The sequence below is a fragment of the Luteimonas sp. AC640a genome (genome assembly GCF_979256585.1).
In genome coordinates this window covers 79351-93656 of sequence record NZ_CEEDOV010000010.1, presented here as the reverse complement: position 1 = coordinate 93656, position 14306 = coordinate 79351, and the positions used below count along the sequence as shown (strand labels likewise).

Below are 14306 nucleotides of genomic sequence, written 5' to 3'. Positions count from 1 at the left end.
GGATGTCCCTGCTCGCTATGCCGTTCATGGCGCACGCGGCGGACGACGATGGCGTCGACCTGAGTCTGCCGTCGCAGCCGATGTTCACCGGCGAGGCGGCGTTCGGCGGCGGCACGTACACCGGTCCGCGCACCGATACGCCCGAATACCGTGCCCGCTACGGTGACGAGCTGGTGCGTCGCGGCGGCTGCCCGACTGCGCCCGACGGCAGCGAGCGCACCGTCACCGGCAGCGTCACCACCGGCATCGGTTATTCATCGCGTGGCGGCAACAGCCACTTCAATGCCGCCGACATCAGCCTGTGCAAGGAGACGGTCAGTGACGCCGGCAACATCAACACGATGCAGCTCAACCTGCGCGTCGCCCAGTCCGACGGTCCGGGTTATTACGGTGGCGGTTTTGGCCCCTATGGTGGCTACGGCGGATATGGCGGCTACGGCGCCGGTGGCTACTTCAACGGTTTCGGTGCGGGCTTCAACGACATCTACGGCCCGTATCCGGCCGGTCGCGGGCGCGACGAGTCGTGGACCGAAGGCCGTCAGCCCTGGCGCTGATCGCGACAGCGTTGCACGCGGTAGATCTCAGAGATAACGCAGCCACGCGATGTCGCGTCGGCGTGCCTTGAGTCGTGCGAAGGCCGCGGTCGGCGGCTGCAGCAACAGTGCCAACGCGATCGCGATCGCCAACAGCGTCGCCACGCTGTCAAAGCCGAAGACGGCGCCGCGATTGGTGCCCCAGAGCGTGACCGCACCGATGTACAGCAGCTTCAGCACGTACAGGTGCAACAGATAGAAAAACATCGGCGCCGCACCCAGCGCGGACAGCGGCTGCAGATAGCGGGCCAGCGCGGGCGACTCGTAGAGCCGCAGCAGCAACAGGCCGATGCCGAGCGTCAGCAGCACGAATTGCAGCGACGGCGGGTACTTGGTCACATTGAAGAACGCCATCAGGGTGCGCGTCGTGTCGGCCTGCAGCGCCCAGACTGCATCGCCGTAGACGTTCGTCACGCGCAACAGCAGAAAACCGGCGAGCGCGCCAAGCCCGCTCCAGAGCAGCAACGCATGCCGCCGTGAGGCCGGGGCCTCACGCGCGAACCACGGTCCGGCCGCCCAGCCCAGCGCGATGACACCGAGCCATGGCAGTACCGGATAGGAGGCGCGCGCGCGTAGCGCATCGCCGAACTGCAGCCAGTCGCGCTGATGCAGCACCGCCCACAGCGTGTGCAGCGGATGTCCGGTTTCGAAGCGCACCCCGTCGAGCAGGTTGTGGCCGGCGACGATCGCCACGGCTAGCGCGATTAAGGCTGCGCGAGGCAGCCACAACAGCGCCGAGAGCGCCAGCATGCTCAGCCCGATCGCCCAGATCACTTGCAGGTACAGCGTCTGCGGCGGCAGTTCGAGGGTCCACGCGAAATTGACCAGGGTCAGTTCGAGCACGACGAGAAACAGGCCGCGCTTGAACAGGAAGGCCGATGCCGCGCGACGCCCGTCCGGCTGTTTACTCGCGTAGAGCCATGCCGACAGGCCGGTGAGGAACACGAACACCGGCGCACACAGATGCGCGAGCAGACGGCAGGCGAACAACGCAGGCGAGGTAGTGGCCACATCGACCGGATCGCCTATCTGCACGTGCAGGAAGAAGGTCTCACGCACATGATCGAGGAGCATCAGCACCATCACAGTGCCGCGGAGCAGATCGATAGAGGACAGGCGTGCAGAGGTCGCGGCGGGAAGAGCGTAGGGAGACACAGACGCACCGTAAATCTCGAATCGTTAGATTATTACATAACGATTCAAGCGTGCCATCGGTGCTGAACGCAGGGGTGCGCAGAGAACGTTCCCATGTCACGCCGCTCACATTTGCCTGCCTAGGCTGGGCTCAGCCGTATCGCGGCGTAGACCACATAAAAATAGAGGCGATGATGACGATGAAGATTCCGAAGGGTGCCCTGATCGTAGTGGCGGATGGCGGTTCGGCCCGCGTGTTCAGCAACACCGGCGATGACCGCAACATTGCCCTGAAGCAGGAAGCGCTGCTGGAAGGCATGAACCTCGACGACGAAGGCCCGTCCGGTTCGATGCCGTCGGAATCCAGTGCCTCGCAGCTCGACGAGGCCACGTTCGCCAAGCAGCTGGCCAAGGGACTCAACGATGGCGCGTTGAAGAACAAGTACGCGCATCTGGTGCTGATCGCTGACGCCAAGACGCTCGGACGCGTGCGCCCGCTGCTGCACAAGGAAACCCAGCAGCGTCTGGTCGGCGATCTCGCCAAGGATCTGACCAACGCGCCGCTCGAAGACATCCAGCGCTCGCTGTCGTGATGACGGCCACCAGCGGCTACCGCGACGCGGCACTGACGCGCGATGACGTCGACGCGATGCGTGGGCCGCTGGTGATCGAATTCGGGACCGACTGGTGCGGCCATTGCCAGGCCGCGCAACCGGCGATCGCCTCTGCGCTCGCCGGTCGCGATCCCGTCGAACATCTGAAGATCGAGGACGGCAAGGGCCGTCCGCTCGGCCGCAGCTTCTCGGTGAAGCTGTGGCCCACGCTGATCGTGATGCGCGATGGCGTGGAACTCGCACGCGTCGTGCGTCCGGCGGATGCAGCCGCCGTCACCGAAGCGCTGCGCGCGCTGGATTAGCGCAAGCGCTTTACGCGGGCCTTCGGTGGTCCGCGATGCCGTGACACATGGGGATTACCCGGCACACAGAAGCGCCACGGCGCATCGATCGCATGGCGGATGCCGATGCGGCTCGTGATCAACGGTGCCAGTGGCGGCCGTGTGCCGTCATCGCCGATCCAGATGCGCGACGTGCGCCGGGCGATGTCGAGACCGCCATCCTCGCGCGTCACGCCCAGCGCCTGTGCCAGTCGTCCTGGGCCCGACGCGAGCAACGTCGGCGTCGTCGTGCGCCGCGCCTCGGCCATGGTGTCGAGGCCCGCGAGCGGCTCGGCCGCGCGGATCAGGACGCCATGCCCGGACCGCTGTCCGCAGACGGCATTGATCGCCCAGTGCATGCCGTAGATGAAATACACATACAGATGCCCGGCCGCGCCGAACATCACCGCATTGCGCGGCGTCGGCCCACGGAACGAGTGCGCTGCCGAATCGTCGCCACCGCAATAGGCTTCGACCTCGACGATGCGCGCGCGGCGTCCGTCGGCGGTCGCCAGCACCTTGTTGAGCAGTTCAGGCGCGACGACATCCGCATCGCGGGCATAGAAAAGACGGGGCAGGGGACGCATGCGTGCAGCGTGCGCGCAGTCGCGTGGTTCGCGCGCGAATGGCCACTCAGTCCGGGGCGCGCGGGCCGTCCTTGCGCGGGATGAAGGTGATCTCGCCCGAGGTCTCGAGCACCGCCAGTTCGATCTCGCCGAGCGTCGCGTAGCCGGCGGCGCGGCGTGCGATCGCGAAATCCTGCTCGCTGATGGCCTGACGCGTGAGCTGTTCGCGGAATACCTCGCCGCGACGCGCCAGGATCACGGGCACGCCTTCGATGAAACGGTCGAAGCGGCGGCTGTGCGCCGACAATCTGCCGACCAGTGAGTTCAGCGCCAGCAGCGTCGCCGCGAGAATCAGACCGCCGAGCAGCGAACTGTCTTCGCCGATCAACGAGTTCTGCACCGCGTTGCCCAGCAGCACGACGACCAGCAGGTCGAATGGCGTGAGTTGACCGACGGTGCGCTTGCCGGTCAGGCGCATCAGCACCAGCACAACCACGTACACGACGATCGCGCGCAGCACGAATTCCCACCACGGCATGCTCAGCGAAAACAGACTGTCGAATGCACCATTCATGAGGCGTCTCCGCCGGCGACGCCGGTGTCCGGCTTATCGCGCAGCCGATGTGGCGCGTCAGTGAATGCGGACTCCGGCACGGCCCGCGCTGGAAAATCCGGCGTGCGCACGCGCGCCAAAATCGCGACGCGGCTCACCACACACGATGTCGTCATGCTGCACGTGTGAGGATGCTCGTGTGCCCGGCGGCCTCCTCACCGTCGATGGACACCCTGCAATGCCTCCCTTCAGCTTCACCCTGCGGCATAACGCCGCCACCTTCGACTGGGAACTCGCCGCTGCCGGCGACGCCGCACCTTCGCACCACGCCACGCATTCGTCCGCGTTCGACATGCTCGCCGCGAATCCACTGATCGTTGCGCGCGGCGCGACCGTCCGCGTATTCGGCGCCGATGGCGGTTACGAACACGAGCGCACGTATGCGCCCGCTGCATTGAAGACCGCGAAGTTGAACTGCGACACCACCGTTTCGACTGTCGCGCTCTAGAGCGAATGCCATCCGCGCATGGCGCGGATCGGGTCATTACCGCGCGATTCCTGTGGACACTGCTCTGATGCGTCTGCGGTACGTCCAATCAACGCGGACTGAAAGCGACACGCGCATCCGCGCGCAGCGCTGACGTTGACGCGCACACTCAGTATTGCTGCGGCGGATCCTGCGGCTGGTTCGGTGCGGGCGGGTCCTGCATCGGTTGCGGATCCCGCTCCGGATCGCCGGGCGTCGGCAGTGGCGGATCGACCGGCTGGTCCGGCATCGGATCATGCATCGGATGCGGAATGCTGCCGGGCACGTCATCGGGCGGCGTCGGGGGGCGCGAAGGATTCGGCATCTGCATGGCGTCGTCTCGTTGCGGGTGGTGCGACCACCGTGGCCGCGACCGCGCCATGCACGCGTGAAATCCGCGCCTGCTTCACGCGTCGCGTCGCAGGCTGGGCCCATGTCGCATCGTGCGCGCCACGTCGTTCATCCAGAGCCTGCCGATGCGTAGGTTCGTGCAGGCCATCGCGGCCGATGCCGTGCCGGCCGCGCTGTCTTCCGGTATAGGTGACGCGCTGTCGGACGCGCCGCCGCGTTACAACATCGCCTCCAACGGCGATGCGCGCGTGTTGGTGATGCACGAAGGCGAAGTGGCCGTGGACACGCTGCGCTGGGGGCTGGTGCCGCGCTGGTCGAAGCTGCCGGAAACGGCGTACAGCACCATCACTGCACGTCTGAATCGCGCACCGACGAGTCGCATCTATGCCAGGCCGTGGGCATCGCGGCGGTGCGTCGTGCCGATGAACGGTTATTACAAGTGGGATCGCAGCGGCACGCGGCCCGTGCCGCATTTCATCCAGGCGCGCAGTGGCAAACTGCTGTTCGCAGCCGGCGTCTGGGATCTGTGGGAGCGCGAGCTGCCGCCGCTGGCCTCGTTCGCATTGCTGACGATGCCGAACACCGCGATTCCGCGGCCGCTGTCGCCCGACGGTCCGCTGTTTCTGCCGGCCTCGAAGCTCCTCGCCTGGCTGTCCGATCCGGCGCCCGATCCGGCGCAGATCGCCGGGACGCCGCAGCCGGAACTCGAGGCCTATCCCGTCTCGAAGCGGATCCGCAGCCGCGATGTCGACGATTACACGCTGCTCGAACCCGCAGCGCCGGACGCCCCCGACGAGACGGACGACGACTTCGACCCCGACGGGGACGTCGACGAGGACTGACGGAAATCTCACATCGCAGCGCTATCGTCCGCGCTTCCCCCAAATCCGTTCCGGAGTCCACCATGCCGAACCTGCGCACCGCCCGTCTCGCGCTGTCCCTTGCCGCCGTCGGCGCCCCCGCCTTCGCCCAGGCCCCGCCCACCGATGCGCAGGCCGCCTACATGGGCGCGCATGTCTTCGATCGCCAGATCGAGGTGTTCCGCGAGTTCTGTGCCAAGGATCCGGCCGGCGCGCAGGCGCTCGACACCGGCGTGACCCAGTTCCGCCTCAACAATCCGGACTACGTCGCCGCGAAGGGCAGCAAGCCGGATTCGCCCGAATTCGCCGCGACGGTGCAGGCCGTGGACGCGCAGTTCGATCAGGTCGCCGGCACGATGCGCACGCAGCTGGCGTCTCGCCCGGTTGGTCCGCAGTGCACGACGCTCGGCGACCAGCTGCGGCAGGCGCGCTTCGCGGCGCTACTCGAACAGGCCAAGCGCGGCGCACCGCCGGCGCCTGCAACGCCCTGACGCAACGCGCTAGAACGGCGCGCCGTCGACGGGATCGCGCGGCGGCGCCGGCAGCGCATGGATGCGCGCGCGCGTCGCCGCATCCGGCGCGTCGCGCTGCAGATCCCAGTCCTGTCCCTCGGGATAGGCGCCGGCCACGCGGAACGCAGCGTCGGCATCGATGCAGCGATGGCCGGTGCCGACCGGCAACAGCAGCGCGTCGCCTGCTTCGAGCGTGACGATGCTGCCGCCCGGGCCACCGATTTCCAGTCGCGCGCGACCGGCGTACACGCCCAGCACCTCGTGCGCGGTCGAATGGTAGTGGTGATCGTCGTAGACGCCGCCGCGCCAGTCCGGCGGCCAGCCGTGCGACGCGAACATGCGCTCGAATGCCGGCGCATCGGGCACATGGCCATCAGCTGAGCGCAGGCCGCGATACACGCGCACCGCGATCGATGGATTGTTCGGCACCCAGTCGTTGGGGCCGTGGACCAGATGTTCGATGCGCATTTCAGGCTCAGGACAGATCTGCCGGCAGCCTGCCTGCGGACGCGTCAGCGCGCCGGGAAATCAGCCCTGCAGGGCGACGTGCAGCGGCGCGTCGCTGTCCCAGCGTGCGCGGCCGTTGAGCTCGGGCAGTTCGACGAGTACGGCGGCGCCGACGACCGTCGCACCCTGTTGGCGCGCCAGCGACAACGCGGCGCGCAGCGTGCCGCCGGTGGCGAGTATGTCGTCGACCAGCACCACGCGCGCGCCGGGCGGCAAGGCGTCGGCGTGCATCTCCAGACGGTCGCTGCCGTATTCGAGCGCGTAGTCGTGCGCCAGCGTGCGCGCCGGCAGCTTGCCGGGCTTGCGCACCGGCACGAAGCCCGCGCCCAGTGCATGGGCGAGCGCGGCCGCGAAAATGAAGCCGCGCGATTCGATGCCGATGAAGGCATCGGGAACCGCGTCGCGCCACGGCGCGGCCATCGCGTCGATCGCATCGGCGAATCCGCGTGCATCGGCGAGGACCGGCGTGATGTCCTTGAACACGATGCCGGGTTTGGGAAAGTCCGGGATGTCCCGGATCAGCGACGACCAGTGCAGCATCGTGGGAGGGCTCGTTCGGCGGGCGACGATCATGGCCGCACACGCGTTCCGACACAATGTGCACGCCACGCGGCGTATACAGCCGCGACCCGCTTCCGGTGCCGTCATGCCCCAGTTCCAACCCATGTCGCACCGGTGGTCGGCCATCGTGCTCGCCGCCTCACTCGCGGCCGCCGCGCCGGTCGAAGCGCGCACCGTCTGGCGCTGCGTCAAGGGCGGCACCGTGAGCCTGTCGACCGCGCCCGAGCCGGGCTCGAAATGCGAGGCGCGCGAGATTGCCGACGACGCGGTGCAGACGCCGAATCTGTGGGGTTCGATGGGCGTCTTCAGTGGCGTGCTGTACGAGCGCGAGCAGGACGGCGTGATGGTCTACGGCACGCGACGGCTGCCGGGTTCGCGCGAGTACCTGCGCTTCACCGCGCAGACGCCGCCGGGCGAACCCGCACACGAAGGCCTGGGCAATGTCGGCGCACCGCAGCTCATGCCGCACTCGGCCCTGTTCGCGGCGAACGCGAAGACCTATGGACTCGACGAAGCCTGGCTGCGCGCGATTGCGCATGCGGAAAGCGGCTTCGATGCCACCGCGATCTCGCCGAAAGGCGCGCGCGGGGTGATGCAGCTGATGCCGGATGTCATTGCCGATTACGGCGTCGTGGATCCGGACGCACCGTCCGAATCGATCCGCGCCGGCGCGCGGCATCTGCGCGGTCTGCTGCGCCGCTACAACGGCGACCGCACGCTCGCGCTCGCGGCCTACAACGCGGGGATCGGCACGGTCACGCGCTTCGACGGTGTGCCGCCGTATGCCGAAACGCGCGCCTACATCGACAAGGTGCAGTCGCTTTACGTGCGGTATCGCGCCGCGCTGGGCAATCCGATCGAGCGACCGGAAATCTGAAACCCCGGAACGACGAAGGCCGCGGTTCCCCGCGGCCTTCGATGCGACGCGTGGGCGATCAGCCCTCGCGCGGCGCCAGCCGGATCAGGCGGCCGTCCTTGCCGTCCTCGATCACGTACAGCGCGCCGTCCGGGCCCTGCGCGACATCGCGGATGCGGCCGCCCATCGCGAAGCGCTCGGCCTCGCGCGCGCTGTCACCGGTAATCTCCACGCGCACCAGCGTCTGGCCCGACAGGCCGCCGATGAAGGCGTTGCCGGTCCATTCCGGGAACAGCGTGCCGCTGTAGAACGCGAGGCTCGACGGCGAGATCACTGGCGTCCAGGTGATCGCCGGCTTCTCGAATTCCGGACGCGTGTCGTGGTCGGGAATCGGACGGCCGTCGTAGTGGTCGCCGTTGGAGACGGTCGGATAACCGTAGTTCGCGCCGCGCTTGACGAGGTTGAGTTCGTCGCCGCCGGCCGGGCCCATCTCGCTGTTCCACAGACGGCCCTGCGTATCGAACGCGAGACCGAGCGGATTGCGATGGCCGAGCGACCAGACCTGCGACGCGACCTCGCCCTTGCCGGCGAACGGGTTGTCGTCCGGCACGCTGCCGTCGTCGTTGAGGCGCACGATTTTGCCGAGGTTGGACTGCATGCTCTGCGAGGGATCGAACTTCTGCCGCTCGCCCGACGAGATCCACAGCTTGCCGCCCCCATCGAACGCGATGCGGTGACCGTAATGGCCGTTGCCGTCGACCTTGGGCACCTGGCGCCAGATCACCGAGACGTCCTGCAGCGCGCCCGCGTCGAGATCCAGACGCGCGCGTGCGACCGCCGCGCCGCGACCGCCTTCGCCGTCTTCCGCATAGCTCAGATAGACGATGCCGTTCTCCGCGAACTGCGGATGCGGCTTGATGTCGCCGAGGCCGCCCTGGCCCGCGTTGGCGACGGCCGGCACGCCGGAAATCTCTCGCGCCTCGCCGCCGGGCAGCGTCACGTGCTTGAGCACGCCGCTCTTCTCGGTGATGAGCACGCTGCCGTCGGGCAGAAAGCCGATGGCCCACGGCTCGTTGAAGCTGGCGATCGCAGTGCTCGCGAACGGCAGGCCTTCGATCGCATCGGCAGCAGGCGCCGCGGTCGCGTCGGAGGTCGCTGCCTGCGGCGCTGCCGTGTCCTGCGTCGCGGTGCCGTTGGCGGCATTGCCGTCGCAGCCCGAGAGCCACAACAGCGAAGCGGCGAGGGTGGTCAGAACGAGGGGGCGCGTGCGTGTCATGCGTAACTCCAGAGCGCAATCGGGGTAAACCCGAGTGTCGCATAAAGGTTCGTGGAAACTGCTAGACGCGTGGTCGAAAACCGACTCGTAAACGTTGTGTTCGATTCAGCAGTTTCTCTGTGCGCGTTCGATCACCGCGCGTCCGCGCATCGTCCAACGCATCACCGTCATGAAGCGCTTCGTCCGCACGTACTCACACATCATGAACGGAATGCCTAGAGCGTGCAGTGCACGTTGTGGTTAAGCGTTCGTAAGCAGCGGCGATCGTGACGTTTGGTCCATTCATTCGTGCGCTTGCAAGGTGGACTCGTGCGGTATCCACGACGAGGACGACTCACCACCCCGCGCAACAAACCCAAGTTTTGAAATACGGAGAAGACGCTCATGAAGAATGCACGCAAGCCGCTGACCGCGATGATCGCCCTGGGTGTTGCCATGGCCATGCCGATGGCGTTCGCGCAGGACCCGACCTCTTCCACCACGCAGGCGCCGCCGACCACCGATGCGGCGACCACCACCACGCAGGGCTATGCGCAGGACGCCACGGCCGAAGCGCCGCAGGCTCAGCAGGGCCAGGTGACGTGGGCAGATCTCGATGCCGACGGTGACGGCAAGTTGAGCCAGGCCGAAGCGGCGGGCCTCGAAGGCCTTGCGCAGGTCTTCAGTGAAGTCGATGCCGACGGCGATGGCTTCATCACGCCGGAAGAGTATCGCGACTTCGTGAACCGTCAGGCGGCAGGCGCCGGCGCTGCCGAAGAGTGATGCCGGCACGCGGATGACGTGATCGACGTGATGTGATCACGCCCCATGGGGCGGCCTTCGGGCCGCCCTTTTTGTGCGCGCATGCAGACGATGCGGCCGGTGTGCAGCGCATAATTGGCGCATGACCGGAATCCGCATGGTCGGCTTCGACGCCGACGACACGCTCTGGCGCAGCCAGGATTATTTCGACGACGCGCAGGCCGAATTCGAGCGCATCGTCGGCCGTTACGTCGACCTCGCCGATGTGCGCGTGCTGGACGCGCTGTATGCGGTCGAGACCGCCAACATCGCGGTCTTTGGCTACGGCGTGAAAGGCATGACGCTGTCGATGATCGAGTCGGCGACACAGATCACCGGTGGGCGCATCGCAGCGCTTGACCTGCATCGCATCGTCGAAATGGCCAAGGGCCTGTTGCGGCATCCGGTGGAACTGCTGCCCGGCATCCGTCACGCGGTTGAAGCCGTGGCCGAGGATTTCGACGTGGTGCTGATCACCAAGGGCGACCTGTTCCACCAGGAAGCCAAGGTGCGCGATTCGGGCCTGTCGGATCTGTTTCGGCGCATCGAGATCGTCAGCGAAAAGGATCCGCCGACCTACGCCCGTCTGCTGGCCGAGTTCGATATTGAAGCCGGCCAATTCCTGATGATCGGGAATTCGCTGCGCTCGGACATCGCGCCGGTGCTCGCGCTCGGTGGATGGGGCGTGCACATGCCGTACCGCACGACTTGGGCGCATGAAACCGAGGCCGAGATCGACGCTGGACTCGATGCACGGATGTGCGCGGTTGCAGATCCGGCCGCACTGTCGGATGCAGTTGCATTGCTCGCGGCACGCGCATTCGCGTTGCGAGGTGCTTGATCCGAATCAGTTCACAAGCTCGGCGTAAACGCTTCCATCGTCGGTAAACGTTTACAGTTTGAACCGATTCTTTACGCGGCAGGGATTCTGGAGCTGCGTGTCGTGAAATTGCATGCCTGTTCATTCCAGGGCCGCCATGTTGGCGCCATGGCCGCTGCGGTAGCGGCCCACTGGAGAGATGACATGATCACTAACCCTCTGACCCGATGGCTTGCGCCTGGCCTGCTCGCTGCAGGTCTATCGGCCGCCGCGATCATGCCGGCGCCGGCGCACGCCCAGTCCAGCGACGACCTGGTGCAAGTCATTGTCGATGTCGCCGACGTGGTGTTGCGCGGCAACCAGCCGTACTACCGCGGCGACTACAACAATCAGCTGCGCGTGTCCTACGACAACCGCGGCCGTCCGGTGTACTACCGCACGGCGCCGCGCTACGACCAGCGCTACAACGCTCGCCATTACCGCAGCCCGCCACGTCATGCGCCGGCACACGGCTGGCGCAATCCGCAGCAGGTGCGCCGCGAGACCTGTGACCGTCGTGGCCGCTGCACCGTGCAGTACTACGATCCGCGTCAGGACCGGTCGCGCGACCGCCGCTGGCGCTGAGTTCGCTGCCGCGTCACTGCTTCGCGCATTCAGCGATTTGCCACGCCGCAGTCTTCGACTGCGGCGTGTGTCTGTCCGGAGCTTCTGCTAGCGTTGGTGCATGCGTTGCCATCCCCGCACCCGCCCGAACCACCGTCCGATCGTCGCGGTCCTGTCTGCGCTCGTGTTGTGCGCCGGCCTGCCCGCAAGCGTCGTCGCGTCCGAGCTGATGACCTGCGAACTGGCGTTCACTGCCGGCAACTGGTCGATGCATCACCGCACCGCGCGTGGCACCGGCGAATTGCGTTGCGCGGACGGCCGCACATTACCCGTGCGGGTCAGCGTCAAGGCCAATGGCGGCGACACGCTGCGCATCGATGCAGGTGCGGCGAGTTTCAGCGGCGTCGGGGATCCTCGCGACGTGATCGGTGCCTATGTCGCAAGTGGGCAGGTCGGCAACGATCTGGCGATGCGCAAGGGGGCTGTCGCGCTGCGCGTGACCGCCACCGGCGACTGGTGGCAGCAGGGCGGACGCCCTGGCACGCTGGTCATTGCTGCGCGCTGATTGATTCCGCCGGCTGCCCGGCGCTCGTCAGGGCCGATCAGTCCGCCGGCCGGCGGTTGTCTCCATGGCGCGGCAGTTCGCGCATGGTGCTCTCCGCATCTTGTCCGATCCGCGCAGCGAACCGGTCCAGCGCCAGCCACCAGGCGCCGAGCAGCACCACCACCACGCCCAGGCCGATGCTCCAGCGCCACATGCGAGTTGAACGATCTTGCGGGCGCGAAGTGGCCATGACGGCTGTCCTTGAATTACGGGCGTGAGGTATGGTCGTTCACCGCGTGTCGCGGGCACGTCGCGGTGGATGCGGCGCGTCGCGACACCTATTTCCGGACAACGCGGGCGCCGTGACCGTTCGGCCAGTCGAGGAGCCCACCCGATGCACATCCGCCCCGTCCTGATTGCATGGCTGCTGGCCGGCAGTGCCATGCCGGCGCTGGCGCAGGACGCAGCCGGTGCGCCGCCTGCGGAACCAGCGGAACCGGCGCAGACGGTCGCCGTCTGGTCGGCGGCGAGTGGCGACGACTGGCTCGATACGTGGCTGGCCGACGTCAACACCTACGCCGGTCGCTATCGCGGCGCGTTCGTCGACGAGCTGGTGCGCTACCAGGGCGCGCCGCGCGTCTTCGTCACCGGATTGCTGGATGCCGGTGCGCGGCCGGCGGACGTCTATCTGGCGTGCGCGACCGCGCATGCGCTGGGGCGGACCTGCCGCGAGATCGTCGGGGAATGGCGACTCGATCCGGCCGGCGGCTGGCGCGAGGTATTGGAGCGGCTGGAAGCGGGCCGCGGCACGGAGACATTCACCCGCGTGCGCCGCGGACTGGTGTCGAGTTTCGACCGCTGGGCGCGCCCGATCCGCCTGGACGCGGCCTTGCGCCGCGCGTTTCCCGACCGCGAAGGCTGAGCGATCCGGGCGCCGCAGACGCGACGCCCGGATGCCGGGTCAGCCGATCGCCAGCGTCTTGTTCTTGCGCTCGGCGAGGCGCTTCTCCAGGTAGTGGATGTTCTGTCCACCACCATGGAAGCCCTGGTCGCGCATGATCCGCTGCTGCAGCGGGATGTTGGTCTTGATGCCGTCGACGACCATCTCGCTCAACGCCACACGCATGCGACAGATTGCGGTCTCGCGGTCGGGACCGTGCACGATCAGCTTGCCGATCATCGAGTCGTAGTTCGGCGGCACCGCATAGCCTTCGTAGACGTGCGTGTCGACGCGCACGCCGGGGCCGCCCGGTGCGTGGAAGTGACGGATCGTGCCGGGCGAGGGCATGAAGGTGTCCGGATCCTCGGCATTGATACGGCACTCGATCGCGTGGCCGGTCAGTACCACGTCTTCCTGCCGGATCGACAGCTTGTGGCCCGAGGCGATCATCAGCTGTTCGCGCACCAGATCGATGCCCGTCACCATTTCGGTGACCGGATGCTCGACCTGGATGCGGGTGTTCATTTCGATGAAGTAGAAGCGGCCGCCCTCATACAGAAACTCGAACGTGCCCGCGCCGCGGTAGCCGATGCGGATGCAGGCATCCACGCAGACCTTGCCGATCTGCGCGCGCGCTTCGGGTGTGATGCCGGGCGCAGGTGCTTCTTCGACGACCTTCTGGTGGCGACGCTGCATCGAGCAGTCGCGCTCGCCCAGATGGATCGCGCCGCCTTGGCCGTCGGCCAGCACCTGGATCTCCACATGGCGCGGGTTCTCGAGGAACTTCTCCATGTAGACCATGTCGTTCGAGAACGCGGCCTTGGCTTCCTGCTTGGTCGTCGCGATCGCATTGACCAGCGCGGCTTCGGTGTGGACCACACGCATGCCGCGTCCACCACCACCGCCGGCCGCCTTGACGATGACCGGGTAGCCGATCTCGCGGGCGATCTTGACGTTGGTCGCCGCGTCGTCGCCGAGCGGGCCGCCGGAGCCGGGGACGCAGGGCACGCCGGCTTCCTTCATCGCGCGGATCGCCTCGACCTTGTCGCCCATCAGGCGGATGGTCTCGGCCTTCGGCCCGATGAAGATGAAGCCCGACTGCTCGACGCGCTCGGCGAAGTCGGCGTTCTCGCTGAGGAAGCCGTAGCCGGGATGGATCGCCTGGGCGTCGGTGACCTCGGCCGCGGCGATGATCGCCGGCATGTCGAGGTAGCTCTGCGCGGACGGCGGCGGGCCGATGCAGACCGACTCGTCGGCCATCGCGACGTGCTTGAGGTTGCGGTCGACGGTGGAATGCACCGCGACCGTACGGATGCCGAGGGTGTGACACGCGCGCAGGATGCGCAGCGCGATCTCACCGCGATTGGCGATGACGACTTTCTCCAGCATC

General features: G+C 67.2%; 21 protein-coding genes. 12 read left to right on the top strand and 9 right to left on the bottom strand.

What is annotated here, in order from left to right; all coding sequences use genetic code 11:
- Positions 1-2: 2 nt before the first annotated feature.
- The gene (locus ACZ9YD_RS09490; RefSeq protein ID WP_465074924.1) at positions 3-554 is read left to right on the top strand and encodes a hypothetical protein; all 552 of its coding nucleotides are present in this window, start codon (positions 3-5) and stop codon (positions 552-554) included.
- A 27-nt stretch (positions 555-581) separates the two neighbouring features.
- Here ACZ9YD_RS09490 and ACZ9YD_RS09485 read toward each other — a convergent pair whose 3' ends face one another.
- A complete protein-coding gene (locus ACZ9YD_RS09485) occupies positions 582-1763 on the bottom strand; it encodes an acetyltransferase domain-containing protein (RefSeq protein WP_465075516.1) in 1182 nt (393 codons plus the stop codon).
- Between the two features lie 158 nt (positions 1764-1921).
- Between ACZ9YD_RS09485 and ACZ9YD_RS09480 the strand changes: the two genes are divergently transcribed.
- Together ACZ9YD_RS09480 and ACZ9YD_RS09475 are read left to right on the top strand one after the other, a co-directional pair.
- Positions 1922-2320: a host attachment family protein gene (locus tag ACZ9YD_RS09480; protein ID WP_465074923.1), complete on the top strand. Its 399-nt coding sequence runs from the start codon at positions 1922-1924 to the stop codon at positions 2318-2320.
- Positions 2320-2643, top strand: coding sequence for a thioredoxin family protein (locus ACZ9YD_RS09475; protein ID WP_465074922.1), 324 nt, complete (start codon positions 2320-2322; stop codon positions 2641-2643). Before ACZ9YD_RS09480 ends, ACZ9YD_RS09475 begins: the two co-directional genes overlap by 1 nt.
- Here ACZ9YD_RS09475 and ACZ9YD_RS09470 read toward each other — a convergent pair.
- Together ACZ9YD_RS09470 and ACZ9YD_RS09465 are read right to left on the bottom strand one after the other, a co-directional pair.
- On the bottom strand, positions 2640-3239 hold the full coding sequence (locus ACZ9YD_RS09470) for a DNA-3-methyladenine glycosylase (protein ID WP_465075515.1): 600 nt from the start codon (positions 3237-3239) through the stop codon (positions 2640-2642). The genes ACZ9YD_RS09475 and ACZ9YD_RS09470 overlap by 4 nt on opposite strands.
- A 55-nt stretch (positions 3240-3294) precedes the next feature.
- Positions 3295-3801: a DUF421 domain-containing protein gene (locus ACZ9YD_RS09465; RefSeq protein WP_465074921.1), complete on the bottom strand. Its 507-nt coding sequence runs from the start codon at positions 3799-3801 to the stop codon at positions 3295-3297.
- A gap of 217 nt (positions 3802-4018) precedes the next feature.
- Here ACZ9YD_RS09465 and ACZ9YD_RS09460 point away from each other — a divergent pair, with 217 nt between their 5' ends.
- Positions 4019-4288: a hypothetical protein gene (locus ACZ9YD_RS09460; RefSeq protein ID WP_465074919.1), complete on the top strand. Its 270-nt coding sequence runs from the start codon at positions 4019-4021 to the stop codon at positions 4286-4288.
- Between the two features lie 148 nt (positions 4289-4436).
- Here the strand turns inward: ACZ9YD_RS09460 and ACZ9YD_RS09455 are convergent, their stop codons facing one another.
- A complete protein-coding gene (locus ACZ9YD_RS09455; protein ID WP_465074918.1) occupies positions 4437-4637 on the bottom strand; it encodes a hypothetical protein in 201 nt (66 codons plus the stop codon).
- 145 nt (positions 4638-4782) lie between these two features.
- Here ACZ9YD_RS09455 and ACZ9YD_RS09450 point away from each other — a divergent pair, with 145 nt between their 5' ends.
- Positions 4783-5499, top strand: coding sequence for an SOS response-associated peptidase (locus ACZ9YD_RS09450; protein ID WP_465074916.1), 717 nt, complete (start codon positions 4783-4785; stop codon positions 5497-5499).
- A 62-nt stretch (positions 5500-5561) separates the two neighbouring features.
- The gene (locus tag ACZ9YD_RS09445; RefSeq protein ID WP_465074915.1) at positions 5562-6008 is read left to right on the top strand and encodes a hypothetical protein; all 447 of its coding nucleotides are present in this window, start codon (positions 5562-5564) and stop codon (positions 6006-6008) included.
- A gap of 9 nt (positions 6009-6017) precedes the next feature.
- Here the strand turns inward: ACZ9YD_RS09445 and ACZ9YD_RS09440 are convergent, their stop codons facing one another.
- Positions 6018-6497: a cupin gene (locus ACZ9YD_RS09440; RefSeq protein ID WP_465074914.1), complete on the bottom strand. Its 480-nt coding sequence runs from the start codon at positions 6495-6497 to the stop codon at positions 6018-6020.
- Positions 6498-6557: 60 nt separating this feature from the next.
- Positions 6558-7109 carry an adenine phosphoribosyltransferase gene (locus ACZ9YD_RS09435; RefSeq protein ID WP_465074913.1) on the bottom strand — a complete coding sequence of 184 codons (552 nt, stop codon included), beginning with the start codon at positions 7107-7109 and terminating at the stop codon, positions 6558-6560.
- Between the two features lie 91 nt (positions 7110-7200).
- Here ACZ9YD_RS09435 and ACZ9YD_RS09430 point away from each other — a divergent pair, with 91 nt between their 5' ends.
- Entirely contained in the window at positions 7201-7974 is a 774-nt protein-coding gene (locus ACZ9YD_RS09430) for a lytic transglycosylase domain-containing protein (protein ID WP_465074912.1), read from the top strand.
- Between the two features lie 58 nt (positions 7975-8032).
- Here the strand turns inward: ACZ9YD_RS09430 and ACZ9YD_RS09425 are convergent, their stop codons facing one another.
- Positions 8033-9229 (bottom strand): PQQ-dependent sugar dehydrogenase, encoded by a 1197-nt coding sequence (locus ACZ9YD_RS09425; RefSeq protein WP_465074911.1) that lies wholly within the window; start codon positions 9227-9229, stop codon positions 8033-8035.
- A 384-nt stretch (positions 9230-9613) separates the two neighbouring features.
- On the opposite strand from ACZ9YD_RS09425, the gene ACZ9YD_RS09420 reads away from it, so the two are divergent.
- The 4 genes from ACZ9YD_RS09420 to ACZ9YD_RS09405 all read left to right on the top strand — a co-directional run bounded on the left by ACZ9YD_RS09420 (position 9614) and on the right by ACZ9YD_RS09405 (position 11997).
- The gene (locus ACZ9YD_RS09420; protein WP_465074910.1) at positions 9614-9991 is read left to right on the top strand and encodes an EF-hand domain-containing protein; all 378 of its coding nucleotides are present in this window, start codon (positions 9614-9616) and stop codon (positions 9989-9991) included.
- Between the two features lie 121 nt (positions 9992-10112).
- Positions 10113-10850, top strand: a complete 738-nt coding sequence (locus ACZ9YD_RS09415) for an HAD family hydrolase (RefSeq protein ID WP_465074909.1) — start codon at positions 10113-10115, stop codon at positions 10848-10850.
- Between the two features lie 183 nt (positions 10851-11033).
- Positions 11034-11453, top strand: coding sequence for a hypothetical protein (locus ACZ9YD_RS09410; RefSeq protein WP_465074907.1), 420 nt, complete (start codon positions 11034-11036; stop codon positions 11451-11453).
- Positions 11454-11553: 100 nt separating this feature from the next.
- Complete coding sequence (locus ACZ9YD_RS09405; RefSeq protein ID WP_465074906.1) at positions 11554-11997, top strand: hypothetical protein; 444 nt, start codon at positions 11554-11556, stop codon at positions 11995-11997.
- 37 nt (positions 11998-12034) lie between these two features.
- Here the strand turns inward: ACZ9YD_RS09405 and ACZ9YD_RS09400 are convergent, their stop codons facing one another.
- Positions 12035-12226: a hypothetical protein gene (locus ACZ9YD_RS09400; RefSeq protein ID WP_465074905.1), complete on the bottom strand. Its 192-nt coding sequence runs from the start codon at positions 12224-12226 to the stop codon at positions 12035-12037.
- A gap of 144 nt (positions 12227-12370) precedes the next feature.
- Here ACZ9YD_RS09400 and ACZ9YD_RS09395 point away from each other — a divergent pair, with 144 nt between their 5' ends.
- On the top strand, positions 12371-12898 hold the full coding sequence (locus ACZ9YD_RS09395) for a hypothetical protein (protein WP_465074904.1): 528 nt from the start codon (positions 12371-12373) through the stop codon (positions 12896-12898).
- A gap of 39 nt (positions 12899-12937) precedes the next feature.
- Here ACZ9YD_RS09395 and accC read toward each other — a convergent pair whose 3' ends face one another.
- Entirely contained in the window at positions 12938-14305 is a 1368-nt protein-coding gene (accC, locus tag ACZ9YD_RS09390) for an acetyl-CoA carboxylase biotin carboxylase subunit (protein WP_465074903.1), read from the bottom strand.
- Position 14306: the final 1 nt, after the last annotated feature.